Genomic DNA, 25165 nt, shown 5'->3' on the forward strand with positions numbered 1-25165 from the left:
GATCTACCTCCAGGTTATATGCTGATTTGCAGAAATTTGCAGCTGCTCTGCGCAGCGAATTCATGCCAGGTACCGGCTTGGACGATTACCGCTGCCCCGGCGGTTAATGGACAGGGCTGCTCTCCTATGAGCATGTGAAGCTCTCCCTCCAGTACGTGAATGAGCTTGGATCTGGGCGAGGTCTCCGAGCTGATGGTCTCATCCTTATCCATGCCGTATAGTACCCATTCAGGTGCTTCAGCGGCTTGGCCCGAACCTTCTGTGATATTCAGTGTTCTGCTCGATATCTGATAGGGCCGGATGCTAATCATGTCATTGAAATAAAATACTGTGCCTGCAGTCATTCCGCTCATGCCGTCCTCCTGTATATATTGAATGATTCTTAACATTTGGTATAATGAGATGAGGTGAGAATCGTTCTCATTTATTAAATTGTAGCAGAGTTTGTACAATGACTCTGTTGCCATGGCAACAGGAGGCGGATAAATGTGCAGCAATATATGAACAAAATCCAAAGCACGGTCTTATTTAAAGGATTTATGATCAGTGAGGTGCAGCAGGCACTGGGCTGTCTTCAGGGTACCATCAAGGATTTCGCCAAGAAGGATGTCATCTTCAAACAGGAGGAATATCTGGTTTCGGCGGGTATTATTCTCCAGGGAAATGTATTGCTGTGCAAAGAGAATAGTTCGGGCATGCGCTTCATATTCTCGGAGCTTGAGAGCGGGGAGATTATCGGGGAGACCGCCCTTCGTCTGGAGCAGGAGCCCAGCGGCTACGAAGCGGTTGCAGGCTCGGCGTGCCGGGTGCTGTTCATCAAGATTAACAAAATTGTACGTCCGGGCCAGGCGACCTGCCATTTGAGAAGCCGGATTATTGAGAATATGCTGACCTTGCTGCTTGAGAATAACCGGTCGATGTATCAGAAGCTTGACCTGGTCTCACACAAATCACTGCGGGAACGGATTATCCACTACTTCAGCCTGCAGGCCCAAAAAAATAATTCGCCCGTCTTTGAAATTCCATTCAGCCGGAATGATCTGGCGGATTACCTGACTGTGGACCGGAGTGCCTTATCCAGAGAGTTGCAGCGGATGGCACAGGATGGACTGATCCGGTTTACACGGAACCAGTTTGAATTGCTGAAGGCAGATTATGAGAAGCAGTGGTGGAAGAATCAGTGGTGAAAGCATGCGGACTCCTGTAAGTACAGATTGACAATCTGTACTTTTGGATATATTGTAGATACATTAAGTCTTTGATTTAAGGTGTTTACTTCCGGTCCAATTAACCAGAACAATCTGTAGAAGTTAAAGTGGAGGGCGTAGTCCGCTTTTATTAAGGACTTAATATATCTTTAATATATTTTATAACAAGAGAGACAGGTGGAGACGGAATGAAAAGCAGACCCGGATTAATTATATCTTCGCTGGTCATCGCGAATTTCCTCGGGCAGCTGATGCAGACGATGCTGAATACGGCATTGCCCAGAATGATGCTGGATTTGGGGATTAATGAAGGCAGGGCCCAGTGGCTGATTACAGTATACTATCTGACTGCAGGCATAACGGTGCCTGTTGCCGGATTTTTAATCGGAAGATTCACGACAAGAGGTTTATTCTTCACTTCGGCAAGTGTCTTTGCAGCAGGCACACTGATCGCGGGAATATCCCCGGACTTTATCCTTATTCTGGGCGGGCGTATTATTCAGGGTTTGGGCGCAGGACTGCTGATGCCTCTGTTCCAGACAACGATTCTAAGGGTGTTCCCGAAGGGGAAGATAGGCTCGGCTATGGGGTTAATCGGACTGGTAATGGGCCTGGCTCCGGCGCTGGGTCCGACCCTGTCAGGATTAGTCGTTCAGGATCACTCCTGGCGGATTCTCTTCTATGCATTGCTGCCTGTAGTGATAGCCAATCTGCTGCTCGCTGCGTTCAGTCTGCAGAATGTGGGGGAGAGACACCGGGAGAAGCTGGACTACATATCTATTCTATTATCAACAACCGGATTTGCCGGTCTGTTATATGGTGTTAATCTGGCAGGGGATCAAAGTGCCCCGCGGGTATGGGCAGGGGCCGTTATCCTAAGCGGGATATTGTTCATAATTCTATTTATCAGGCGTCAGCTGAAGCTTACCGTTCCATTGCTGGATTTCAGGCTGTTCAAGAGCAGGAGCTTTAGCCTTGCCTCAATCATTGGAGTGCTGATGTTCATTGTAATGGTGGGTGCTGAGCTGCTGATTCCGTTATATGTGCAGAATGTCCGGGGGCTGACGCCAAGTGAGTCAGGTCTGATGCTGCTGCCGGGTGCGCTGCTGCTGGGGTGTACCAGTGTAATCTCCGGAAAAATATATGACCGCTATGGAGTGAAGATAGTGCTTCGCGGCGGGTTTACCCTCATTGCCGGGGTATCTTTGCTAATCTCGCTTATGTTATCCCAGGATTCATCCATACTTATACTCGCTGTGCTCTATGTATTTCTAATGGTGGGAATCGGGTTTATTATGACCCCTGTTACCGCCTATGCGATGGCAAGTGTACCTCCTCAGATGATTGCACATGCCTCTCCAATGACGATTTCGATCCGCTCGTTAGCCAGCTCTATGGGAGGGGTTCTGCTGATAGCCATAATGACGATTACGATGAATTACAGTTCTTTCACATTCCCGGTGAATATGATGCAGGGATTCCATGCCGCTTTTTGGTGCCTGACCGTAGTAGCCATAGCCGGATTAGGTTTATCGTTTAATCTGAAGGGGCTGACTCATTCGTAAAGAATAGTTAAGGGGATATTCACTTTACGCAGATCGTCCATGGTTTTAACGACAATAATCCATGTTCAAAATGGGGAGATGAATCTATTATATTAGTAATGGTGATAATGATTATCATTATTAATAAATGATGGAGAGTGGTAGCAGGCTATGATTAAGAGAATAACAGGTTTGGTACTTGCTGGTGTTATGGCGCTGGGTATCGTTTCTGCCGCAGGTGTAAATGTCGCACCTGTGGGCGTTGCGGAAGCCGCACAGGCAACGCAAAAGATTACCTATAAAGGCAAGGTATACACCGTTCCGGCCAAAACCAATAATATTGTCATTACCGGTGCAGTAGAGGCGCTGGAAGACGCACTGGTACTCAATTTCAAACCCAAGGGAGCATTGACTGTCGGCGGTGAGTTCCCTTCAATCTTTTCCAAAATAACAAGCGGCGTAACAGCGATCGGGGAAAAGGCAGAACCTGACCTGGAAGCGATCCTGAAGCTCAAACCGGATATTATCCTCAGCAGCACGAAGTTCCCGGCGGAGACCAATGAGAAGCTGGCGAAGATCGCGACTACGATTCCAGTATCGCATATCGCGACCGATTGGATGGACAACCTGAAGCTGCTCGCAGCACTTACGGGCAAACAGAAGGAAGCGACCACTGCGATTCTGAAATACCAGAAGGAACTGAAGGAAGCCAAAGTGAAGCTTGCGCCGAAGCTCAAGGACAAGAAGGTCATTGCTCTGCGCATCCGTTCAGGCAGCCTGTTCCTCTATCCGCAGGACGTATTCTTTAACCGCTCCCTGTATGCCGACCTGGGTGCAACCGTGCCGAAGGAAGTGCAGCAGGTCAAAGCCCAGCAGAATATTTCCCTTGAATCCTTTGCGGCAATCAATCCGGATTACATCTTTGTACAGTTCTCGGCGGATGAGAACAAAGACAATCCTAAGGCACTGGAAGAGCTGCAGAAGAACGCCATCTGGAAGAGCCTGAAAGCTGTGAAGGGCGGCAATGTATTTGTCAATCTGGTTGATCCGCTGGCACAAGGCGGAACTGCATTCAGCAAGTTCTCCTTCCTTGAAGCCCTGATGAAGACCAAACTGTACACAGGGAAGTAAGATTAATTCCAGCCAGTATATGCAAATGGAAGAAAACAGGAGAGAGCCCAGGCCGGCTCTCTTTTTGCTGCACCAAAAGCGGGTGCAATTTATTGCTGAATTATATATAGCACCTTATATTATGTTATAATGGATTTCTTATTGTAAATTACAAAGAATAGAGGTCGCTAGAGGATGAAAGTTAAAGTTAACCGCAATGCTGCAAAGGTTCTGAAGGATATGCTGAACACTCCTGAAGCGGAGGGCAAGAAGATCCGCGTCATTATTACTCAGGATCACGGCAATCACGGGCACTATGATGTTGCTCTTGATACACCGACCGAGCATGATGAAGTGGTTGCCACGGATAAAGGTATCGAGATTGTGCTGGATACACGTCAACCGCTGCTGGACGGTGTCTGGATTCAGTATTTCTATGTTCCCCAAGAAGGCTTCTTCATTACGAATCCCTCTACAGGATTTCTTGAGAAATAAGCAGCTGAACCTGATATAGAACCATATGGTTTGAGACGGCATTGTCTTAACAGCCTTATAAGGGCTGCTAAAGATAATGCCGTTTCTTTGGGTTGTTTAAATAAACAGAGCGGCAAAATTCATCATTTATTGTACTTCCGCCCAAAAAGTCGTTGCAAAAGTATGTATAATCGTTGACTGCCTACATTAGACGGACTTGGATTTTTTATTATACTGTAATTGTAAGCGATTACACATACGCTGGGGGGAAATTCAATTGAACAAGAAAAAAAGATTAACACTGCTGTCCGGTATACTGATGATCTCTCTGCTTGCTGCATGCGGCAATAACAACGGTAATGCCGTAGGAAGCACGGCGGAGCCGCAGGCTTCGGCAGCCGCGACAGAAGCTGCCGGGACGAATGCCGGCCCAGCCGGAGATTCCGGCACAGTGGATACGTCCCAGCCCGTAACACTGAAGATGATTTTTGTAGGACCGAAGCCGGTCGACTATGACCTGGTATTTGGAGAGATCAACAAGAAGCTGAAGGAGAAAGTTAACGCTACGCTGGAAGCCGAGTTCCTGGACTGGTCGGATTGGGCGCAGAAATATCCGCTCAAGCTGGCGGCGAATGAGAATTTTGACCTCATCTACTCTGCCAACTGGGCAGGCTATAATGATCAGGCCCTCAAAGGCGGGTTTCTTGAGCTGACCGACGAATTGCTGCAGAAGTACGCGCCGATGACCTGGGAAGCGATGCCGGAGGTGGGCTGGGGTCAGGCGAAGGTGAACGGCAAGCTCTATATGGTGCCTCAGAACCGCGGGGAAACGATTGAGAAGCTGATTCTGTACCGGGAGGACCTGCGCAAGAAATATAACCTGCCGGAGATCAACAGCCCGGAGGCGTATGCTACTTATCTCAAGACGGTCTCCGAGAAGGAGCAGGGTGTCACTCCGTTCGTACCGGAGACAGGGGACTGGAAGCTGCACAATCTGGACCGGGTCCTGCTGAAGCAGCAGAATGAATGGAACATGTTCGACTTCGATCTGCCGATTGGCTTCAAGCTGACAGATCCTGCCGGTAAGGTATTCAATGTATACGAAACTCCGGAATTCAAAGAGCTTGTCTACTATTATAAAGATCTTGCGGATCACAACGCCTGGTCGAAGAGCGCACTGAACAGCAAGCTGGATCACCAGCAGGAGTTCCGTGCAGGCAAGACAGCATCAATCACACACAATCTTGGTACGCTAGGCGCTTTAATGACGGATATGCGCGAGAAAAATTCACCGTATGAGCTGGCTCTGGCTGATATTACACCGGACAAGAAGAAGTCTGTTGCTGTCTCCACGCAGAACGGGGTCTCTATTCACGCTACGACCAAGAACCCGGAACGTTCACTGATGGTGATTGATCTTCTGCAGAATGACAAGGAACTGCATGATCTGATGATGAACGGCATTACGGCTGTGCATTATAATCCGGTTGGCGATGATAAATATACGAATGCAGAGAAAAATGCTAACTATACCGGATTCTCCAACTGGGGCTTTAACTCCCCATTGAACCGGGACAACGCCTCCTTCCCTGACGAAGGCAATGCGCTGACCGACAAATGGGAAGGTGAGGTTTACCACTATCCGCTGGAGACCTTTGTCTTCGATAACAGCAAAGTGAAGACGGAGGTAGCTAATGTCGGTAATGTGATGCTGCAATATGGCATTCCGCTGGAATACGGTTCAGTGAAGGATGTGGACGGCGGACTGGCCAAGCTTCAGGCACAGGTGAAGGAAGCTGGAATTGATACCATCATTGCAGAAGTTCAGCGGCAGATTGATGAATTCCTGGCTAATTCCGGACAGTAAAAGGCTGCAACCATAAGAAGGAGGCCCGCGTGGATACATGCAGGCCTCTTTATGTTCGTACGCCCAGCATGGGCGTCATCTTTAGGGTGAAAGTCCCGAACGGGGGCTGGCGAGCGCCTACCGTTAGCCAAGGGCAAGGGTGTCCACCGTGAGGTGGAATCTGAAGGAAGCCGGAGGCAAAAGCACGGGCCAAGGTACACGAACTGGATTTGAGGCTGTGTCAGTCGGATGAGTCACCTAAACATGACGAAATCCAAAGCCGCCAAGGGCTGGCGCGGTATACTCCAGTGGTCGCGGGCAGACAGATGACGTTCTTATCTGGGGAGACCTGTCAGATAAGCAAGAAAAAAAACTTGTAACCGTAGCTGAGAGGCTGCGCTGAACTGGCAGGAGTCAGCAGAAGCCATAGTACGTAAGCTGTTGCAACAATTTACGGAAGGGCTGAACCGAAAGGAGAGAGGAAAGCGATGCGTTCGCATGAAGAGCAACGACAGCAGAATATCTCGCAAGGGAGCTTGCGGCAAAGAGAAGCGGTGAAGCCGTCAGGGTATGCCGGAGCGCCGAGTTCTTCGTCGGCACAAGTCGTCCCTTCCTCTCGCGAAGACCAGAACAACTTGCTGGAGCAAATGCTCAAAGGAGATAACCTTCGACTCGCTTACAAACGAGTGGTGCAAAATGGAGGAGCGCCCGGTGTGGACGGTGTAACGGTAGCGAATCTACAAGTTTACCTGAATACGCACTGGGCATCGGTGAAAACTGAACTTCTGACGGGAACTTACAGACCTGCGCCAGTCAAACGGGTGGAAATCCCCAAACCTGGAGGCGGTGTACGGCAGCTAGGCATCCCGACTGTGATGGACCGTTTCCTCCAGCAAGCACTTTTACAAGTCATGAACCCGATCTTTGACGCACAATTCTCGTGGTACAGCTACGGCTTTCGGCCGGGGAAGAGCGCGCATGACGCCGTTAAACAAGCCCAAAGATATATCCAAGGCGGCCTCAGATGGGTCGTGGATTTGGATCTGGAGAAATTCTTTGACAAGGTAAACCACGACATGCTAATGGCAAGAGTGGCGCGGAAAGTGGAGGACAAAAGAGTGCTGACGCTAATCCGTGCTTACTTAAACGCCGGAGTTATGGTGGATGGAAAATGGGAGCGTAGCCGGGAGGGAACGCCACAAGGCGGTCCGCTTAGTCCGCTTCTAGCAAACATTCTATTGGATGATCTGGACAAGGAACTGACCGGGCGAGGTTTGCGATTCGTACGCTACGCGGACGACTGTAATATCTTTGTGGCGAGTAAACGAGCAGGCGAGCGTGTCATGGAATCGGTAAGTCGGTTTGTAGAAGGAAAGCTAAAACTGAAAGTAAACGGGGAGAAAAGTGCGGTAGCGAGACCTTGGCACCGAAAGTTCTTAGGATTCAGTTTCCTGAGCCAGAAACAGGCAACGATTCGGATTGCTCCGAAGAGTCTCGCAGCTTTTAAAGGGAGAATTCGAGAGCTAACGAAACGTACCTGGTCCATTTCCATGGAAGAAAGGATTTACCGACTGAACCGCTATCTGATGGGTTGGCTCGGTTATTTCCGTCTAGCCTCGGCGAAGACACACTTCCAAACACTGGACCAGTGGATTCGGAGGAGACTTCGAATGTGTCTGTGGAAACAGTGGAAACGAGTACGTACACGAATCCGCGAGCTTCGAGCACTCGGGGTTCCAAAGTGGGCTTGTTTTAAGATGGCCAACTCGCGGCGAGGCGCGTGGGAAATGTCCCGGAACACGAATAACGCCCTTCCGACTTCCTATTGGGAAGCAAAAGGGCTGAAGAGTTTACTTTCACGCTATCTGGAACTTTGTTAACCTTTTGGAACCGCCGTATGCGGACCCGCATGTACGGTGGTGTGAGAGGACGGGGGCTTGCCGCCCCCTCCTACTCGATAGTTTAATCTTATTCTTATACCTTGCGGGCCGGAGGAATGCTTTGCGGATTGTTGAATACATTTCCGGGATCATATTTGGCTTTGACTCTCCGTAACCGGGGATAGTTCGCTCCATAATAGACCGGGCCGGAATGTTTGATCCCCTGGTCCGGAACATTAATATAGCTTCCCACGATGAACGGCTGCAGCTTCCGGCGTGTATTCCGCACTATGGCAATATTTTTGGCAGCATCCGATTTCTTGACCCATGAACTGTTCCACTCTACATAGAATTTCGCTTTACGCCAGTAGAAGGCGGTAGATCTGGGTGATTTACGGCTTACAGCCCCGCCCCAGTTGAGGAAATAGAACCCTGCGAACTCGCCCTCCACGTTCTCAAGGAACTCACGCATAGACTTAAACGCTTTGTCCGGGAAAGGTTTTCTTCCGAAACCGCTGGAGAACTGGTTGCTGAATCTTTGGGTCTCCACCGGATCGGGAGCCAGCAGGAAACTCACTACTTTGGGATAAGATAATGAGCGGATCAATTGATTCGTGGGCGTCCCTACGTCCGTAATGGGCTTTAAGAGGCGGACCGCCTCCGCTTTTGATCCGAGGAACAGGCCCAGCATGCTGACATTACCGCCCTTTTTGGGACCAATGGATAGCTCGCTGCCCAGTCTGGTGTTCACAGAAGGAGCCCAGCGCTGCCAGGCTTTGAGTACCTTTTCGAACTGGTTCCAGGGCCAGGTGATGCGGAATACGGTCGCCGTGGCCGGCGCGGGACGCACTTTGAACTTATAACGGGTGCAGACTCCAAAATTACCTCCGCCACCCCCGCGGGAAGCCCAGAGGAGATCGGCGTTGCTGTTCTTATTGGCGACAATAATTCTGCCTTTGGCATCCACCATTTCGAGCTCAATCAGATTATCACTGACCAGACCTACGGTCCGCTGAAGCGGCCCAATTCCCCCGCCTAGTGTAATGCCCCCGATTCCGACAGTGGGACTATCCCCAAAAGGGGCCATGTATCCCTGCCGCGCAAGCGTATGGGCAATTCTTCCCACCGTATTTCCGGTCCCCACTACTGCAGTTCCCGATTTTTTATTGAGCTTGATGCTTCTCAGTTCACTTACATCGATGACAATGCCTCCGTTGACCTGGGACAGATTGACCTCCAGCGAGTGCCGGCCGCTTCTTGGCCGGATAGGGATGTTATTCTCGTTGGCCCAGCGGATGGCGTTGGCTACATCCTGCGTTTTCTGTGCGAAGACAAATACCTTCGGGAATCTGTCAGTATGCGGATCCCAATTTTTGCGTGCCGTTTCATAGCCCGGATCACCTTTATAGATAACCCGCCCGGTAAGCTTTGTTCCTGATTTCACTGATTCCAGCTCCTTTTGAGCTAACAATTTAACTGCATGTATGCAGTCAGGTCCCAATATAGTATGTAGGGCGTTAGTCTATGGAGTGGGCTTACGCGGAGAGTTTGCGTCAGTACTACCCTTCTTTCTTCAATAGAAGATACAGGAAATAAGGAGCGCCGATAAAAGCAACCATTATTCCGGCAGCGATACCGTCAGGCTGGGTCAGGTTACGGCCAATCGTATCCGCCAGCAGCAGCAGCCAGCCGCCGATTAATATGGATACCGGCACGAATTGCTGATGCCGCGCTCCTACCAGGGCTCTGGCAATATGCGGAGCCATCAGGCCGACAAAGGCGATGCCGCCGGTCATCGAAACAGCCGACGCTGCCAGTGCAACCGCCGCCAGCATAAGGAGGACCCGGTCTCTGGAGACCGCCACACCTGCCCCGATAGCAGTAGGCTCGTTCAAAGCAAGCAAATTCAGTGTTCTGGATTTGTACAGCACATAAGGGACCAGAATGATCAGCCAAGGCAGCAGGGCGAGAACGAAAGGCCAGTCTGTACCCCACACATTACCGGCCAGCCATTTGGAGATGAAGTCCACCTTGGTCCGGTCCACCGAAGAGATGAGTACGATCATCACGCCGGAGAGCGCCATGGAGAACCCGACTCCGGTGATGACCAGCCTGATCGGCTGAACGCCATCGGTGCGGGTGTAGGAGAAGGCATAGATGAGTACAGCGGTTACCAGGGCTCCGGCGAATGCCGCAAGCGGAATCATATATATGAAGGACCCGGCGTCAATGGATGCAAAGATGAAAAAGACGGTAACCCCGACCCCGGCCCCGGCATTAATGCCTATAATTCCCGGATCAGCCAGCTCATTGCGGGTAATGCCCTGCAGAATAGCACCGGATAAAGCAAGCGCCATACCTGCGAGCAGCGTAATCAGTATCCGGGGGAGCCGGATGGAGAACAGTACAAAATTATCCTCGAAAGAACCGTGCCCGAGGATTGTCGGAATCAGTCTCCCGTATGACACCGGGGAAGATCCGATCCCTATTCCGATAACGATGGTAGCCAGGATAAGAAGCATAAGCAGCGATACGACAAGCGGTTGATTACGATACAGCCGGGCTGGTTTCATGAGAAGGATCGCACTCCTTTACGGACAATGAACAGGAAGAACGGCAGGCCCAGCACAGCCACGATCGCGGCGACAGGCGTTTCGAACGGGACGTCAATCATCCGTCCGAGTGTGTCGGCGAACACCATAAAGGTGGCGCCGGCAATGGCGGACAGCGGAAGAATGGCACGGTAATCTGTCCCGGCAAACACCCGCACGAGGTGGGGGATCATCAGGCCGACAAAAGCGATGTTGCCGACAAGCGCAACAGCAGCGCCTGCGAGCAGCGTGATCAATATGTACAGTGTAATTTTAACCTGAGTCGTCTTGAGCCCAAGACTTACAGCCGTTCCTTCGTTCAGACTAAGGATTGTCAGCTGACGGGACAAAAGGATTGAAACGATAAGGCAAATGATAATAACCGGGGCAATTGCTGTAATCTGGCCCCAGGTAGTGCCGATCAGCCCGCCGGATGTCCACATCGATACATTTTTAGAGATCTTGAATTGAAGGCTGATTCCTTCGGCTACAGCGGTCAGCAGAGCGGATACGGCAGAACCGGCCAGCACCATCCGCAGAGGCGACATATTCTGCCTCCGGAGTGCAGCGATGCCGAACACCAGCATCACGCCACAGGCTGCGCCGATGAAACAGGCGATCATGATTCCGTAGTATCCGATGGAGGGGATGAAGGCAGAGGATACCGCAAGTGCGGCATTGGCACCTGCCGTCAGACCAAGCAGTCCCGGGTCGGCAAGCGGATTTCGGGTTAGACCCTGCATGATTGCCCCGGCAACAGCGAGGGCGGCACCTACCAGAATGCCGCCGACTTCGCGGGGGAGCCGCAGTTCACGGATGATAGAGATATCACCACCCGTAGCCTTCGGGTTGCTGATGGCGCTCCAAATATCTGCCAGTGAAACATTTTTGGCACCGAGCCTGACCGCCAGGGCAAATACAATCACAAATAAAATCATGCTGACGAGCAGCTTAAGCACAAAAGTAGAATTTATCGGCTTTTGCGGAGACTGTTTCTCCATTTCGACCATCCGTTCCTTATCAATTTGCGAAAAAAAAGAACGCGATTTGCGCTCCTTTTTTTCGGTTTCAACCTGGCTGGATTCCTAAATAATAATTAATTTCCCAGCAATGATTTGGAAATGAAATCAAGCTGATAGTCAAGCGACAGAGCATCATTGAAATAGAAAGATGTAGCATCTATTTCGTAGACATGATTATTTTTGACGGCCGGGATATCCTTGTAAGTGGAAGTCTCCTGGAAGGAAGCATCACCTGCAGGATCTTTGCTGTAGATCACGTAATCTCCCATATAATCCGGCAGGATTTCCAGTGATAAATTGAAGTATCCTTCTTTGGCTGTCATTTCCTTCACTTTATCCGGCATTTTCAGACCCATAGCCTGATAGATGATTTCTGTACCGCGTCCCCAGGCGCTGCCGAAGGTGTACAGATTTTTGGAATCTCCTTCAATAACGGAGATCGTGCTATCAGCACCGATTTTGGCTTTGATTTCTTCACCGGCCGCCAAGGCACGTGCCTTGAAATCAGCAATCCAGTCAGCGGCTTTCTGCTCCTGGTTAACCGCTTTGCCGATCTCCAGGATCTGGGTCAGATAATCCACTTTGTTGTATGTATAGGTAACCACCGGTGCGATTTGTTTCATTTTGTCCAGGTTTTTGGTATCTGACGAAGCAATGATTAAGTCTGGCTTGAGATTCAGAATACTCTCCACATTCTCCTCGGAGACTTCCGCGACGTCCTTCAACTGATCCTGGAAATTTGGATTTGCTTTGATGTAGGAATCTACTCCTGCTAGGGGGACATCCAGAGCGAGCAGGTTACCTGCGTACCCGGCAAGAACTACAACACGCTGGGGATTGGCGGGAACTTCGATAGGTCCGGTTTCAGACTCATATGTAATGGTATCTGTGCTGCTGTTATCAGCACTTGCAGTTGCGCTGGCTTCGGGTGCCGGTGTAGCTGTGGCAGCAGCCGTGTTGTTGCTTGCACTGTTGCTTGCATTATTGCCGCAGGCACTTAGTACCAGGAGGGTAAGGATGAGTAGAGGTAACAACAATTTCTTCATTTCTGATAATCTCCCTTTCAATGATAAATTTATGAAATTGATAATCATTATCAATGATGTAACTGTTAAAACTTTAATTGTTTATTGACCGTTTGTCAATCCTTAACTTGATTTCGTAACCATGCTGCCACTTGTTCGTATAAGGATAAAAAGCAGGCTCCCCATTTGTTCAAAGACCCCCATACAGCATGATAAACCAATATGAAGCTAAGGTTGTGCATCCTATGAATGAAATTGTCAGAGAACATCCCCATACAGGTTATCAGCTGGCAGAGCAGAAGGCCGCCCGCTACTTAAGCTCACTCCATGATCAGCTGAAGAGCCAATCTTATGTGACGGCGTTGACGGCGGATATCCATGAGTGGAAAAAGAAGCATATCCGGCGGTTCTCCGTGTTGTCCTTGTGGTCACCGGGGAAGAAAAAGCCGGACACCCAAGATTATTACCGCTACATCCAATGGCTGAATTACACGAAGAAGCTGGATGATTATCTGGACCGGAGCGTCTCGTACATTTATATGAGGGATCTGGGTAAGGCACCCGATTCTCCAGATACACAGAAACGGATCAGGAGAACCATAGCTGATCTGAACCAGCATCTGCTGAAGTCAGCCCGCTCAGGCAGCGGAGAAGTGCCGGATTTCATGAATCTGGACGGGGTATACCGCTGGGCCCAGAAGGAAGGGATAGAAGCTGCAGTGATCTGGGTTTTTGCCAAATTAAGATCTGTAGCAGCCCATATACCGGAGGGAATGAACGCGGAGCATGCCCAGCGCAAGCTAATCAAGATTATCGTTGGCGTTATACTGCATGTTATAGAAGAGATGGACGGTGATACTGCGCCTGTGGAACGGTCCCGGAGATTGGATGAAGCGATCAGGCTTGGCTATTCCTATGGACTGACGTATCCTTTCGTTGACGATCTGCTGGATTCTCGGATACTGACGGTTCAAGAGAAAGTGCAATACTCTGAGCTGATTCGTTCAGCGCTGCTCACAGGAGTTGTGCCGGTACTTGGGGATTGGTCCGGAGAGAACATGGAACTGATCAAGTATATTCATTCGGAGCTTTCTGAGGCATTCGAGTATATTAAGCAGCAACAGCGGCCGGAGACGCAGCATATCTTTTTCGGCCAGTCCTATGTTTTTTTTCAGGCTCAGGATAAGGACCGTGTCAAGGTACTCACCAGGGGAGATTACACTAACGATGATTTGTACATCCCCGTTATCTTGAAGTCATCGTCATCCCGGCTCATTGCGCGTTCGGTGATTAGTGCGCCTGCGGATGAGGGATTTGAAGAGCGGACCTTCTTTTTTGGCCTCTACAATCAGCTTGCTGATGATTTCGCGGATATGACCGAGGATATGAGTGACGGAGCCGTAACACCGTATACCTATTATTTGAAATATCATAAGCAAAGGCCTGATCTGATTAATCCTTTTGAGTTATACTGGGCGGTCATCTCCAATCTGATCCACAGTGTATATCACTCCGATGCCAAGGCCCGCGAGGTTATTCTTGACCGGGCAATTAACGGGCTGAAACGTTATAAAGAACGTGTGGGATCTGATAAGTATAATGAGACGATGAGGATTTTTGCAGCAGGCAACCCGGAGTTTAACAGGCTCATTCAGATCCTGGTAGACAAAGCGGATGATGTGGACTTTTTTGATAAGCTGCTGCGGGACCGGATGATTGAGCACTTGAAGAAGGATGCCAGGGAGCAGAAGGAATTCTTCGCTACGTTTAAAAGTGTCCGCAGTCTGATCAATGAAGAACTGCTCTTCGCTAAGCCGCAGGAGCTTCCGGCCATGAAGGAGCAGCTGATCGATGCGGCCAATTACAGCCTGGCGGGGGACGGCAAGCGGGTGCGACCGATTCTAACCTGGGTGATGGGTGTGAAGGAATACGGCTTGGAGCCGGCAGCCATAGTTCCGCTTCTCCGCTCGCTTGAATACATGCATACCGCCTCCCTGATCTTCGATGATCTGCCTTCCCAGGATAATGCCTCTACCCGCAGAGGGCGCACGACCCTGCATGAGATTCACAGCAGTGCAGTTGCGGAGTTAACCGGTCTGTATCTGATCCAGAAGGCCATCGGGGAGCAAGCCTCGCTTGACCGCTTTAAGGCGGAAACAGTGCTTGCCTTGATCCGTTATTCGGCCCGGAAGGCAGAGGATATGTGTATGGGCCAGGCGATGGATTTGGATGCAAAAGGCAGAACATTGACGCTGGAGCAGCTGAATAATGTGTGCTTTTACAAAACAGGAGTGGCCTTTGAGGCGTGCCTGGTCATGCCGGCCATGCTGGCTGAGGTTAGCGATGCGGAGATCAGTGCGCTCAAAAAAATCGCTTACCATATGGGCATTGCTTTTCAGATTAAGGATGATTTGCTTGATGTGGAAGGGGATATGCATGTACTTGGTAAGCCTGTCGGCAACGATGTTGTTAACAATAATTCGAATTTTGTCTCGATTCTTGGTCAAGAAGGGGCCAGTAAAGAGATGTGGGATCACTATTGCAAGGCCAATGAGGCTCTGCGCGGGATCCCGCGTAATATCACCTTCCTGAAGCATTTAATGAATTATGTGGTGAACAGGGAGCGGTAAGCCCGGACTAATCGATCATCCGTCTGACCTCATCTGCGATCAGTCCGGGCTCGCTGTACATGATCATATGACCGGATTGCCGGGCTTCGACCAGGCGGCCGTCTGCCAATCCTGCTGCCGTCTGCTTGTGCGCTGCATGAAGCGCAGGCCGGAAATTCCGTTCCATCCGCGTGATTAGTGTTCCTGAGAGCACGGATACCTCAATACCCTCCAGCTTCAGCGGATGCTCCAGAAGTGCCCGTAAATCCTCCAGGAAGGTTGCTCCCTCAGCAACCATGGTATGAGCTGCCCGCATAGTGAAATCCTCCTGCCGCTGTTCCTTGTAGACATCCGCTGGCAGAACCTTGCCCGGCTTGCTTCCCATCAGCTTGTATAAACCGGTTCCCGCAAGCAGCGGAAGGAGAGTATTCATCTTCGCAAAATGCTTCACGGAAGCTTCTTCGAAATAGAGCCCGCAATGCTCGTCTGTCGGATCGACCAGAACGAGTCCCCGTATGATGTCAGGGTTCCGGGAAGCTGCTGTGCGGACAACGGGGCCGCCCCAGCTGTGTCCGACGAGAATGAAGGGGCCCGCTCCCAAGTGGCTCAATAAGCACATGAGATCATCGGCCATTCTGCTCAGGGTCCTTGGTGCCCGGTCCGCACCGCTTTTCCCGCTGCCCGCCCTGTCGTAGACGACAGCCCGCGCGTATCTGGCGACTACCGGCTGCACCAGCCCCCAGGCAGAGCGGGACATGCCCATGCCCGATTCGAATACCACAGTTACCGGACCGGCTCCGTTCTCCATGTAATGGAGCTGACGCCCGTCCGGTGTTTGTATGTAATGGCTGTCTCCATACGTATGAGAGATCACAGCTGGAATCTTCATTTTTCACCCCATCCATTAAGAATGATTATCAATTGGACTCATTGTAAGTGAAGAACGGGGAAAGGACAAGTCCGGGAAAATTCAATTTATATACTCTTAAATGTTTACATTTCGTGTAATGTATATATACTTATAATTTAAAGGATTCATATCTCCGGGATAACCGGCAAGGGAGGACTATATTAAACATGACTTCAAACATCAGAGTTGGGATTGTCGGATACGGGAATTTGGGCAAAGGGGTACAGCAGGCGATTGAACAAAATCCGGATATGGAGCTTGCCGCTATTTTTACCCGCAGAGACCCGCAGCAGCTGGCGGAGATCACAGGAGCAGTCACAGAGCATATTTCCGCAGCCGAGCAATACATAGGCAAAATCGACGTAATGATTCTGTGCGGCGGATCAGCAACAGACCTGCCGGAGCAGACTCCGCAGCTGGCCAGATTGTTTAATACAGTGGACAGCTTTGACACCCATGCCAAAATTCCTGACTTCTTCACTGAAGTGGATAAGGCAGCCCAAGGCGGCGGGACAGTCAGTGTGATCTCAACGGGCTGGGACCCGGGAATGTTCTCCATGAACCGTCTGCTGATGCAGTCCATCCTGCCGGAAGGTGAGGATTATACCTTCTGGGGCACCGGAGTCAGCCAAGGGCATTCGGATGCGATCCGCCGGGTTCCCGGTGTGAAGGCAGGCGTGCAATATACCGTTCCTGTCCAGGAGGTAATTGACAGTATCCGGGGCGGCGAGACCCCGCAGCTGACTACCCGCGAGAAGCACCGCCGGGAATGTTTCGTGGTGGCGGAAGAAGGGGCGGACCATGAGGCTATCACCCGGAGCATTGTGGGGATGCCGAATTATTTCGCCGATTATGATACAACGGTGAACTTCATTTCGGAGGATGAGCTTGCTGCGAAGCATTCCGGCATGCCGCATGGCGGCTTCGTTATCCGTAGTGGTATAACCGGCGGAGGAAGCAAGCAGATTGCTGAATTCGGGCTGAAGCTGGACAGTAATCCTGAATTTACAGCCAGCGTGCTGGTAGCCTATGCCCGCGCAGCTGTCCGCCTGAAGCATGAAGGCCATAAGGGTGCCAAGACGGTATTCGATATTCCGCTCGGCCATCTGTCCCCTAAATCGGCAGAGACGCTGCGGCGCGAGCTGCTGTAGGCTGGCGAAGAGTGAGCAAGGGGCATGCAGGTGGGAGCAGCCGGCTGCTGTGAGGACCATGATCTGGCCGGGGCTCGCCCGGGGGAAACCCTGATCCTGCTTAAAGAGCACAGCATTTAGAACAACGGTCCGTTCGCGGAGCGTTCTCACCACGAGTTTAAGTATCGCATACTCCAAAAACGAGGGGTGTCTCAATAGCCATTGCATGGCTATTGAGACACCCCTTCTGCAGGTTCTGATGGAATCAAAAAAAATCAGAGGTAGAAATACCTCTGATTCATAGTGAGTGGAAGTAACCGGACAAATGCGGTCACTAAATAAGCTGGACTTAATAGTCATACTGAAATCCTGCACGAAATACAACATTTCCTTCATAATATCGGGTCTATTCAAGAATTGTTGTATAAAAAGCAGCATTTCCCACGTATTCAAGCGGCGAACGGGACAATTGTTGTATTTCATACAACAATCCTTATGAAAACCCCATTATCAGTGAATCTATGTTGCACTACGTACAACAATATGTACAACGATAGATTCAGGCCTAGCTCTACAAATAAGCTTTATACATATAGCAACAGCATCTTTTCGGGCAGTAAAAGCTACTCGCTCGTAATAACCAAAGCTCGTTCCGCCCGCCATTAATCTGCAGCTTATTTAGTTACACAATCCCCTGCGCCAGCATAGTGTCGGCAACCTTCAGGAAACCGGCGATGTTAGCTCCAGCCACCAGGTTACCGGCCACTCCGTATTCCTCTGCCGCCTGCACCGTTCTACGGTAGATATTCTTCATAATCTCCTGCAGCTTGGCATCGACTTCTTCAAAGCTCCAGGCCAGCCGCATGCTGTTCTGGCTCATTTCCAGGCCCGAGACGGCTACACCGCCCGCATTAGCCGCTTTGGCCGGAGCGAACAATACATTATTCTCAAGGAACAATTCTACCGCTTCAATCGTCGTCGGCATATTAGCCCCTTCACCGATGGCTTGGACTCCATTCAGAATCAGCGTACGGGCGGATGTCAGATCAATCTCATTTTGGGTGGCACAAGGCAGGGCGATATCGCATGGCAGACTCCAGATTCCGCTGCAGCCGTCAATGTACTGTGCGTGCGGATGCTCCTTCACGTATTCGCTGATGCGCAGGCGTTCGGTTTCCTTCAGTCTTTTGACAGTAGCGAGGTTGATGCCTTGCGGATCATGAATGTATCCGTTCGAATCACTGCACGCGATAACAAGAGCACCCAGCTGCTGAGCCTTCTCGATAGCATAAATAGAGACGTTTCCTGATCCCGAGATAACTACCCGGCTGCCCTCGAAGCTGGTTCCCCGCGTGGACGACAGCATTTCCTGCACGAAGTATACACAGCCGTAGCCGGTAGCCTCCTTGCGTGCCAGACTGCCGCCGTATAACAGCCCTTTTCCGGTGAGAACCCCGGCCGCATGTCCTCCGTGAATCCGTTTATATTGTCCGAACATATAGCCGATCTCGCGTGCGCCGACACCAATATCCCCTGCGGGAACATCCGTATCCTGGCCGATGTGGCGGTACAGTTCCGTCATGAAGCTTTGGGTGAAACGCATAACTTCCTGATCGGATTTATCCTTGGGATCGAAATCACTGCCGCCTTTGCCGCCGCCCATGGGCAGGCCGGTCAGGGCATTTTTGAAAATCTGCTCGAAGCCCAGGAACTTGATAATGCCAAGATAAACGGATGGATGGAAGCGGAGTCCGCCTTTGTAAGGGCCGATGGCGCTGCTGTATTGAACGCGGAAACCGCGGTTGACCCGGACCTTGCCGGCATCATCGACCCAGGGCACGCGGAAGGATATGCTGCGCTCGGGTTCAACCAGCCGTTCGAGAATCCCTTGCTTCATATATTGCGGATGACGGGCCAGGACAGGCACGAGACAATCCAGGAACTCCTTGACCGCCTGATGAAATTCGGGCTCTTGCGGGTCGCGCTGCTGGACCTCCGCGTAGATCTGATGAACATATTGTACAGCCTGGTTAGTTATTTCTGAAGTAACGGAATGAACGGTGGACACTTTAGCTAGCACTCCCTGTCTGATAGTGGATTCGGGCAGCCCCGGATTTATTTTTAATTTAAAAGAATTCTATAAAACCTTACATCAATTTACCAATCAATTATTTTTGGTGTGGTCATTAAGAAATTCTATGAACCTTACATGCGATGCCAGATATAGCTTGTGAAAGGACTGATTTGGGCTTCAATATAATGGTAATTATGTTTCAATGTTGTCATATCCTTGTCCGTAAACTTTACAAACAGTATCGGAATAGATATAATTTAAGTATAATTTTTAGGGTTTGAAACAACAGAAAGGGGCCTAACGCCAGTAGGCTCCTTTTGTATTTCTTGCCCATGTTACAGGAGGGCGAAGGTCATTCACAAGGAAAAAATTATGGTATGCGTTCATTATGGTCCGCACGGGGAGCGTTTGATCCGGCGTGGAGTCGAGCTGTCTGAGATGCTGGGGGCACCGCTTTATGTGCTCAATGTGGATAGCTCGGATAGTGATGAATACAATCAGAGCAAAGAAATGTTCATGGCGGTCTGGAAGCGTCTCGCCGAGGAGGCCGGAGCAGAGTTTATGGTCCGCAAACGCCGGGGCCGCAAGACAACGGATGTAATCGTTGAAGCGGCAGAAGAGAAGGATGTCACGCAGATTATTATCGGACAATCCGCCCAGACACTGTGGCAGGAGCTGACCAAGCGCAATTTTGTCAATGAGCTGATCAGTAAAATGAAGATGATGGATCTGCATGTTGTGGCAGTACAGCGGATGCGCGCCGGTCTTGAAGAGACGCATGAAGAAGGTGTAATCTCCTATCTGGTGAAGAATGAGGGCGTTTATCAGCTCAGTGATGAGCCGGAAGGTCAGGATTTCATCAAAGGGAAATTTTTTCACGAATTGCACACGGAATTTGAGAATGGCTTATTCAGAATTGAGCAAGATGGTAAAGCGAGATATTTGCATATCTGCGAGGGGACACTTAGCGATCCCTTATAATCGTTTTTACTTCCAGTAGTATGTACTATTGTTCACAACTTAATTTGTAGAGTGGAAAAGGAGGCTTGCCTTTGCTGCATATAACCGTACTTGTTCCGTTTCTGCTGGCCCTAATGATAGCGCTTCTACGCGGGCGGATGGCCTGGCTCCACCGGGGTTGGCTTGTACTTGCCGGACCGCTGGCGTTGTTCATTTATTTCTTGACCCGGATTCCTGTCATTAAGGGAGGGGACTCCGGATATGAGACTGTATCCTGGATTCCGTCCCTTGGCATTAATCTGGTATTTCATCTGGATGGATTAAGTTTGCTGTTTGCATTGTTAATTACGGGAATGGGGATGCTGGTCATCTTCTACTCGATTTATTATCTGGACAAACGCAAAGAAGAACTGACCCCGTTTTATGTATATCTCCTAATCTTTATGGGCGCGATGCTCGGGGTGGTAATGTCCGATAACCTGATGGTTCTGTACGGCTTCTGGGAGCTGACAAGTGTATCCTCCTTCCTCCTGATTGCCTATTGGCACCGTAGACAGAAGTCACGCTACGGCGCACTGAAGTCGATGCTGATCACGGTCTTCGGCGGTCTGGCAATGTTCGCCGGCTTCCTGATGCTGTATGGCATGACAGGGACCTTCAGTATCCGTGAAATCTGGAGCCAGGCCGGGGACATCAGCGGACAAACGCTGTTCATACCGTCGATGATCCTGATTCTGCTGGGGGCTTTCACCAAATCGGCCCAGTTTCCGTTTCATATCTGGCTGCCGGATGCGATGGAAGCACCGACCCCGGTCAGCGCATATCTGCACTCGGCAACGATGGTCAAAGCAGGACTGTATCTGGTCGCGCGTTTCAGCCCGGTGTTTGCGGGGCAACATGAGTGGTTTTGGATTGTGTCGGGCGTCGGCCTGATCACCTTGATCTATGGATCGATCCAGGCGATGAAGCAGACGGACCTGAAGGCTCTGTTAGCCTATTCCACAATCAGCCAGCTGGGGCTGATTATGGGATTACTGGGAATGGGATCGGCAGCTTCATTCTATACGGGCGAAGAGGCTGTGTTCTTTACCGCCGCAACAACGGCTGCCCTTTTTCATTTGATTAATCATGCCATATTCAAGGGTTCGCTGTTCATGGTGGTCGGGATTGTCGACCATGAGACGAATACACGTGATCTGCGCAAGCTGGGAGGACTGGTGTCACTGATGCCGGTGACCTTCACGGTAGCGCTGATCGGCAGCTTCTCCATGGCAGGCCTCCCGCCGTTTGCCGGATTTCTGAGCAAGGAAATGTTCTTCACGGCTGTACTGAATATCAGACAGCTGGATATCCTCAGCCCGCAATCCTTCTTCACGATCTTTCCGGTGCTGGCCTGGATTGCAAGCATATTTACCTTTGCATACAGCATGATTATGGTTTTCCATACCTTTTTCGGCAAATACCAGCCCGAGAAGCTGGATAAGAAGCCGCATGAAGCACCGTTTGGGCTGCTGCTTCCTCCGATTCTCCTGGCACTGCTGGCCGTTATCACCGGCCTGTTCCCGAACATCCTGTCCAAGACATTGATTGTACCGGGAATGAATGCTATTCATCCGCAGCTTGCGGCAAGCTCGCCCTTTTATGTGAACATTTATTTCTGGCATGGCTTCACAGCTGAAGTGTGGATGACTCTGGGTGTGATCCTGCTGGGAATTGTCGTATACCGTGTGTATGGCCGGTTAAGTCTGGTCGATAAGGAATGGCGCAGCGGGTATACACTCAACCAGGTCTACGACGGCAGTATCCGGCTGGTGGAGCGGGTGTCCCGTTCGGTGACAGGGCTATATATGACAGGCTCCATGCGCCATTATCTGATGTATATTTTCACCTTGATTATTGTTGTAGTTGGCGGTTCATTGCTGTACGCAGACGGAATTACGTTTGGCCAAGGGCAGTATGCTCCGGTCACCTTCTTTGAAGTCGTGGCAGTGCTGGTCATGCTGACAGGTGCGCTCGCGATTCCGTTCGCCAGGTCCAGGATTGCGGCAATTCTGTTAACGGGAATGGTAGGGTATATGGTGACATTGCTCTTCATCCTGTTCCGTGCACCCGATCTGGCGCTTACGCAGATGATCGTCGAAGTGGTGTCGGTGACGCTGTTCCTGCTCTGCTTCCGGCATTTGCCCCGACTGAAACGGGAGAAGGTCAAATTCCGGGTAAAGATCCCGAAGCTGATTATCGCCGTAGGATTCGGGGCAACGATGACACTTGTCGCACTGGCAGCGCTTGGGAGCAGTCCGTTCGAGTCCATCTCAAGCTACTACGTGGAGAACAGCTATACCCTCGGCGGCGGCAAAAATATAGTCAACGTGCTGCTGGTGGATTTCCGCGGCTTTGATACCATGTTTGAGATTACGGTGCTTGGTCTGGCCTCGCTGGCTATCTATTCAATGATTAAGCTGCAGCTTGAACCGGGTAGTAAGCCTGATCTGGTCAGAGATGTGCCGGACGATAACAAGCCGCGTTATGCGCGCAGTAACGATGTGCTGCTGCAGTCTGTGGCCAAAGTGGCCTTCGTGATTATTATTACCTTCTCGCTGTATTTGTTCTTTGCCGGTCATAACCATCCGGGCGGCGGATTTATCGGCGCATTGATGGCTGCAGCCGGGCTCGTGCTGCTCTCGATTGCGTTCGGTACAGAGTTTGTAGAGAAGGTGCTGCCTGTCGATTACCGTAAGTTAATTGCGGCCGGAATTTCTATAGCTTTTCTCACAGGGATAGGTTCCTTTGTATTCGATGTTCCGTTCCTGACCCAGACCTTCGGCTATTTCGAGCTGCCGGTGATGGGCAAGACTGAACTTACTACAGCAACACTGTTCGATCTGGGCGTATACCTGTCAGTGATCGGTGTTACCATGAATATCATCTTTACGATCGGGAGGGATAACTGATGGAGATCCTTATTGCCCTGGCGATCGGCGTCTTGTTTACCGTAGGTGTATATCTGGTCTTATCCAAAAGCCTGCTCCGCATCCTTCTGGGGACAACACTGCTGACTCACGGTGTTCATCTGCTGCTGCTGACCATGGCGGGACTTAAGACTGGCGCTTCACCGCTGCTTGGCGAGAAAGCGGAGAGTTATGTCGATCCGCTGCCGCAGGCGCTTATCCTTACTTCGATTGTAATCAGCTTTGGGGTATCCGCGTTCTTCATCGTGCTGGCTTACCGGGCATACCGCTCGGCAGGCATGGATGATGTGGAAGGAAGCAAGGGGGAGAGACCATGAACAATCTGCTGGTACTGCCTTTGCTGATTCCGGCCTTTACGGCGGTCATCCTGATTTTTCTGAAGGAAAGAATTAACCTGCAGCGTATAATCAGTGCAATCAGTGTATTTGTCAATATTGCTGTTGCGATAATTATTGTGTATCAGGTGAATACAAACGGGATTCAAACGCTGTACATGGGAGGGTGGCTGCCGCCCTACGGCATCGTCTTTGTTGCTGATATGTTTGCGGCATTGCTGGTATTAACCACGGCGGTTGTAGGCGCGGCCTGCCTGTTCTTTTCCTTCGCAAGCATTGGGGAACAGCGGGAGCGGTTCTACTACTATACCTTCTTCCACTTCCTGCTGACCGGTGTGTTCGGCTCCTTCCTTACGGGAGACCTGTTTAACCTGTTCGTATGCTTCGAGGTATTGCTGGTTGCCTCCTATGCGATGATTGTACTGGGCGGAACCCGGGTTCAGCTGCGGGAGACACTGAAATATATTCTTGTCAATGTGATCTCCTCCAGCTTGTTCGTAGCGGCAATTGCTTATCTGTACGCTGCGACAGGTACGCTTAACATGGCGCATCTGGCGGTCCGTGTAGCGGAGGCGGGGCAGGGCGGTGTCATGAATGTAATTGCTGTACTGCTGCTGCTGGTCTTCTCGCTCAAAGCCGGTCTGCTGCTGTTCTTCTGGCTGCCGGATTCATACAGTGCTCCTCCCCTGGCTGTAAGGGCGCTGTTCGGTGCCTTATTGACCAAAGTTGGTCTGTATGCCATCACACGTACATTCTCCCTGATTTTTGTTCATGATCTGGGACTGACACATACGCTGATCGGCTGGATGGCCGGGGCAACAATGATTCTTGGAGCTGTCGGCGCGCTGGCTTACAATGATCTGAGCCGGATTTTTAATTACAATATTGTGATTAGCGTAGGCTTTATTGCCTTTGGCATATCGGTGGCAACCCAGGATTCATTAAACGGGGTAGTGTTCTATCTGATGCACGACATGATTGCCAAGGCGCTGCTGTTCTTCCTGGGCGGTATGATTATTGCAGCGTCAGGAACGGAGCAGCTACGGCAAATGGGCGGCCTGATCCGCCGGTATCCATGGACGGGCTGGATGTTTTTCATCCTGACTCTGGCGCTGGTGGGCGTTCCGCCGCTTAGCGGTTTCGCGGGGAAAGTGATGATGGTCCGCAGCGGCTTAGGGGAGCAGCACGTCGCTCTTGCACTTATTGCACTGGCGTCAAGTTTCGTTGTGCTCTATTCGCTGATCAAAGTGTTCCAGGAAGTGTTCTGGGGTGGTGAACGAAGCGAGGAAGAAGTCCACCCGCTGCGCTACAAAGCAATGATGGCACCGGCTGCCATGCTGTTTGTCCTCATCATCCTGATGGGGGTCGGCGCCGAAACGGTGAACGGGCTTGTGGCCCAAGCCGGGGCCGTGCTGGCTGATCCGGCAGAGTACATTAACGCTGTGTACATTAACGCTGTCATGAAGGAGTAGATGAAG

At 50.8% G+C, this 25165-nt stretch carries 19 protein-coding genes; 12 read left to right on the forward strand and 7 right to left on the reverse strand.

All coding sequences use genetic code 11. From position 1 onward, the window contains the following. Positions 1 to 14: 14 nt before the first annotated feature. Complete coding sequence (locus tag P40081_RS16045) at positions 15 to 353, reverse strand: cupin domain-containing protein (RefSeq protein ID WP_042136832.1); 339 nt, start codon at positions 351 to 353, stop codon at positions 15 to 17. Between the two features lie 135 nt (positions 354 to 488). Here P40081_RS16045 and P40081_RS16050 point away from each other — a divergent pair, with 135 nt between their 5' ends. The 6 genes from P40081_RS16050 to ltrA all read left to right on the forward strand — a co-directional run bounded on the left by P40081_RS16050 (position 489) and on the right by ltrA (position 8062). Beyond that, positions 489 to 1187 carry a Crp/Fnr family transcriptional regulator gene (locus P40081_RS16050; protein ID WP_042136833.1) on the forward strand — a complete coding sequence of 233 codons (699 nt, stop codon included), beginning with the start codon at positions 489 to 491 and terminating at the stop codon, positions 1185 to 1187. 209 nt (positions 1188 to 1396) lie between these two features. Beyond that, on the forward strand, positions 1397 to 2773 hold the full coding sequence (locus P40081_RS16055) for a DHA2 family efflux MFS transporter permease subunit (RefSeq protein WP_042136835.1): 1377 nt from the start codon (positions 1397 to 1399) through the stop codon (positions 2771 to 2773). Positions 2774 to 2923: 150 nt separating this feature from the next. Further along, entirely contained in the window at positions 2924 to 3883 is a 960-nt protein-coding gene (locus P40081_RS16060) for an ABC transporter substrate-binding protein (RefSeq protein WP_039303485.1), read from the forward strand. A 174-nt stretch (positions 3884 to 4057) separates the two neighbouring features. Next, positions 4058 to 4357: a heme biosynthesis protein HemY gene (locus P40081_RS16065; protein ID WP_042136836.1), complete on the forward strand. Its 300-nt coding sequence runs from the start codon at positions 4058 to 4060 to the stop codon at positions 4355 to 4357. 256 nt (positions 4358 to 4613) lie between these two features. Further along, a complete protein-coding gene (locus P40081_RS16070) occupies positions 4614 to 6203 on the forward strand; it encodes an ABC transporter substrate-binding protein (RefSeq protein ID WP_331281721.1) in 1590 nt (529 codons plus the stop codon). Between the two features lie 467 nt (positions 6204 to 6670). After that, positions 6671 to 8062: a group II intron reverse transcriptase/maturase gene (gene ltrA, locus P40081_RS16075; protein WP_081969981.1), complete on the forward strand. Its 1392-nt coding sequence runs from the start codon at positions 6671 to 6673 to the stop codon at positions 8060 to 8062. Positions 8063 to 8156: 94 nt separating this feature from the next. Here ltrA and P40081_RS16080 read toward each other — a convergent pair whose 3' ends face one another. The 4 genes from P40081_RS16080 to P40081_RS16095 form a co-directional block, all read right to left on the reverse strand. Beyond that, entirely contained in the window at positions 8157 to 9506 is a 1350-nt protein-coding gene (locus P40081_RS16080) for an FAD-binding oxidoreductase (protein WP_042136838.1), read from the reverse strand. 115 nt (positions 9507 to 9621) lie between these two features. Next, positions 9622 to 10635 carry a FecCD family ABC transporter permease gene (locus P40081_RS16085; RefSeq protein ID WP_042136839.1) on the reverse strand — a complete coding sequence of 338 codons (1014 nt, stop codon included), beginning with the start codon at positions 10633 to 10635 and terminating at the stop codon, positions 9622 to 9624. Then, positions 10632 to 11654, reverse strand: coding sequence for a FecCD family ABC transporter permease (locus P40081_RS16090; RefSeq protein ID WP_042136841.1), 1023 nt, complete (start codon positions 11652 to 11654; stop codon positions 10632 to 10634). The genes P40081_RS16085 and P40081_RS16090 overlap by 4 nt, the downstream gene beginning before the upstream one ends. 95 nt (positions 11655 to 11749) lie before the next feature. Further along, positions 11750 to 12721 (reverse strand): iron-hydroxamate ABC transporter substrate-binding protein, encoded by a 972-nt coding sequence (locus P40081_RS16095; RefSeq protein ID WP_042136842.1) that lies wholly within the window; start codon positions 12719 to 12721, stop codon positions 11750 to 11752. 215 nt (positions 12722 to 12936) lie between these two features. Here P40081_RS16095 and P40081_RS16100 point away from each other — a divergent pair, with 215 nt between their 5' ends. Beyond that, positions 12937 to 15330: a polyprenyl synthetase family protein gene (locus tag P40081_RS16100; protein ID WP_042141134.1), complete on the forward strand. Its 2394-nt coding sequence runs from the start codon at positions 12937 to 12939 to the stop codon at positions 15328 to 15330. 7 nt (positions 15331 to 15337) lie between these two features. On the opposite strand, the gene P40081_RS16105 is transcribed toward P40081_RS16100, so the two are convergent. After that, positions 15338 to 16198 carry an alpha/beta fold hydrolase gene (locus tag P40081_RS16105; RefSeq protein ID WP_052421852.1) on the reverse strand — a complete coding sequence of 287 codons (861 nt, stop codon included), beginning with the start codon at positions 16196 to 16198 and terminating at the stop codon, positions 15338 to 15340. Positions 16199 to 16386: 188 nt separating this feature from the next. Here P40081_RS16105 and P40081_RS16110 point away from each other — a divergent pair, with 188 nt between their 5' ends. Then, a complete protein-coding gene (locus P40081_RS16110) occupies positions 16387 to 17370 on the forward strand; it encodes a diaminopimelate dehydrogenase (RefSeq protein ID WP_042136843.1) in 984 nt (327 codons plus the stop codon). Positions 17371 to 18031: 661 nt separating this feature from the next. Here the strand turns inward: P40081_RS16110 and gdhA are convergent. Beyond that, positions 18032 to 19387, reverse strand: coding sequence for an NADP-specific glutamate dehydrogenase (gene gdhA / locus P40081_RS16115; protein ID WP_371916281.1), 1356 nt, complete (start codon positions 19385 to 19387; stop codon positions 18032 to 18034). Between the two features lie 408 nt (positions 19388 to 19795). On the opposite strand from gdhA, the gene P40081_RS16120 reads away from it, so the two are divergent. The 4 genes from P40081_RS16120 to P40081_RS16135 all read left to right on the forward strand — a co-directional run bounded on the left by P40081_RS16120 (position 19796) and on the right by P40081_RS16135 (position 25159). Beyond that, positions 19796 to 20404 carry a universal stress protein gene (locus P40081_RS16120; RefSeq protein WP_042136847.1) on the forward strand — a complete coding sequence of 203 codons (609 nt, stop codon included), beginning with the start codon at positions 19796 to 19798 and terminating at the stop codon, positions 20402 to 20404. 65 nt (positions 20405 to 20469) lie between these two features. Further along, complete coding sequence (locus P40081_RS16125) at positions 20470 to 23334, forward strand: Na+/H+ antiporter subunit A (protein ID WP_042136849.1); 2865 nt, start codon at positions 20470 to 20472, stop codon at positions 23332 to 23334. Further along, positions 23334 to 23669, forward strand: a complete 336-nt coding sequence (locus P40081_RS16130) for a Na(+)/H(+) antiporter subunit C (protein ID WP_042136851.1) — start codon at positions 23334 to 23336, stop codon at positions 23667 to 23669. Before P40081_RS16125 ends, P40081_RS16130 begins: the two co-directional genes overlap by 1 nt. After that, on the forward strand, positions 23666 to 25159 hold the full coding sequence (locus P40081_RS16135) for a Na+/H+ antiporter subunit D (protein ID WP_042136853.1): 1494 nt from the start codon (positions 23666 to 23668) through the stop codon (positions 25157 to 25159). Before P40081_RS16130 ends, P40081_RS16135 begins: the two co-directional genes overlap by 4 nt. Positions 25160 to 25165: the final 6 nt, after the last annotated feature.

It is taken from the genome of Paenibacillus sp. FSL P4-0081 (genome assembly GCF_000758565.1).
GTDB classification, from domain to species: domain Bacteria; phylum Bacillota; class Bacilli; order Paenibacillales; family Paenibacillaceae; genus Paenibacillus_AQ; species Paenibacillus_AQ phytohabitans.

Coding starts and splice junctions, on each gene's coding strand:
- P40081_RS16045 (WP_042136832.1), bottom strand. CDS start 353: ATGAGCGGAATGACTGCAGGCACAGTATTTTATTTCAATGACATGATT.
- P40081_RS16055 (WP_042136835.1), top strand. CDS start 1,397: ATGAAAAGCAGACCCGGATTAATTATATCTTCGCTGGTCATCGCGAAT.
- P40081_RS16060 (WP_039303485.1), top strand. CDS start 2,924: ATGATTAAGAGAATAACAGGTTTGGTACTTGCTGGTGTTATGGCGCTG.
- P40081_RS16065 (WP_042136836.1), top strand. CDS start 4,058: ATGAAAGTTAAAGTTAACCGCAATGCTGCAAAGGTTCTGAAGGATATG.
- ltrA (WP_081969981.1), top strand. CDS start 6,671: ATGCGTTCGCATGAAGAGCAACGACAGCAGAATATCTCGCAAGGGAGC.
- P40081_RS16085 (WP_042136839.1), bottom strand. CDS start 10,635: ATGAAACCAGCCCGGCTGTATCGTAATCAACCGCTTGTCGTATCGCTG.
- P40081_RS16090 (WP_042136841.1), bottom strand. CDS start 11,654: ATGGAGAAACAGTCTCCGCAAAAGCCGATAAATTCTACTTTTGTGCTT.
- P40081_RS16095 (WP_042136842.1), bottom strand. CDS start 12,721: ATGAAGAAATTGTTGTTACCTCTACTCATCCTTACCCTCCTGGTACTA.
- P40081_RS16105 (WP_052421852.1), bottom strand. CDS start 16,198: ATGAAGATTCCAGCTGTGATCTCTCATACGTATGGAGACAGCCATTAC.
- P40081_RS16110 (WP_042136843.1), top strand. CDS start 16,387: ATGACTTCAAACATCAGAGTTGGGATTGTCGGATACGGGAATTTGGGC.
- P40081_RS16120 (WP_042136847.1), top strand. CDS start 19,796: ATGGTATGCGTTCATTATGGTCCGCACGGGGAGCGTTTGATCCGGCGT.
- P40081_RS16130 (WP_042136851.1), top strand. CDS start 23,334: ATGGAGATCCTTATTGCCCTGGCGATCGGCGTCTTGTTTACCGTAGGT.
- P40081_RS16135 (WP_042136853.1), top strand. CDS start 23,666: ATGAACAATCTGCTGGTACTGCCTTTGCTGATTCCGGCCTTTACGGCG.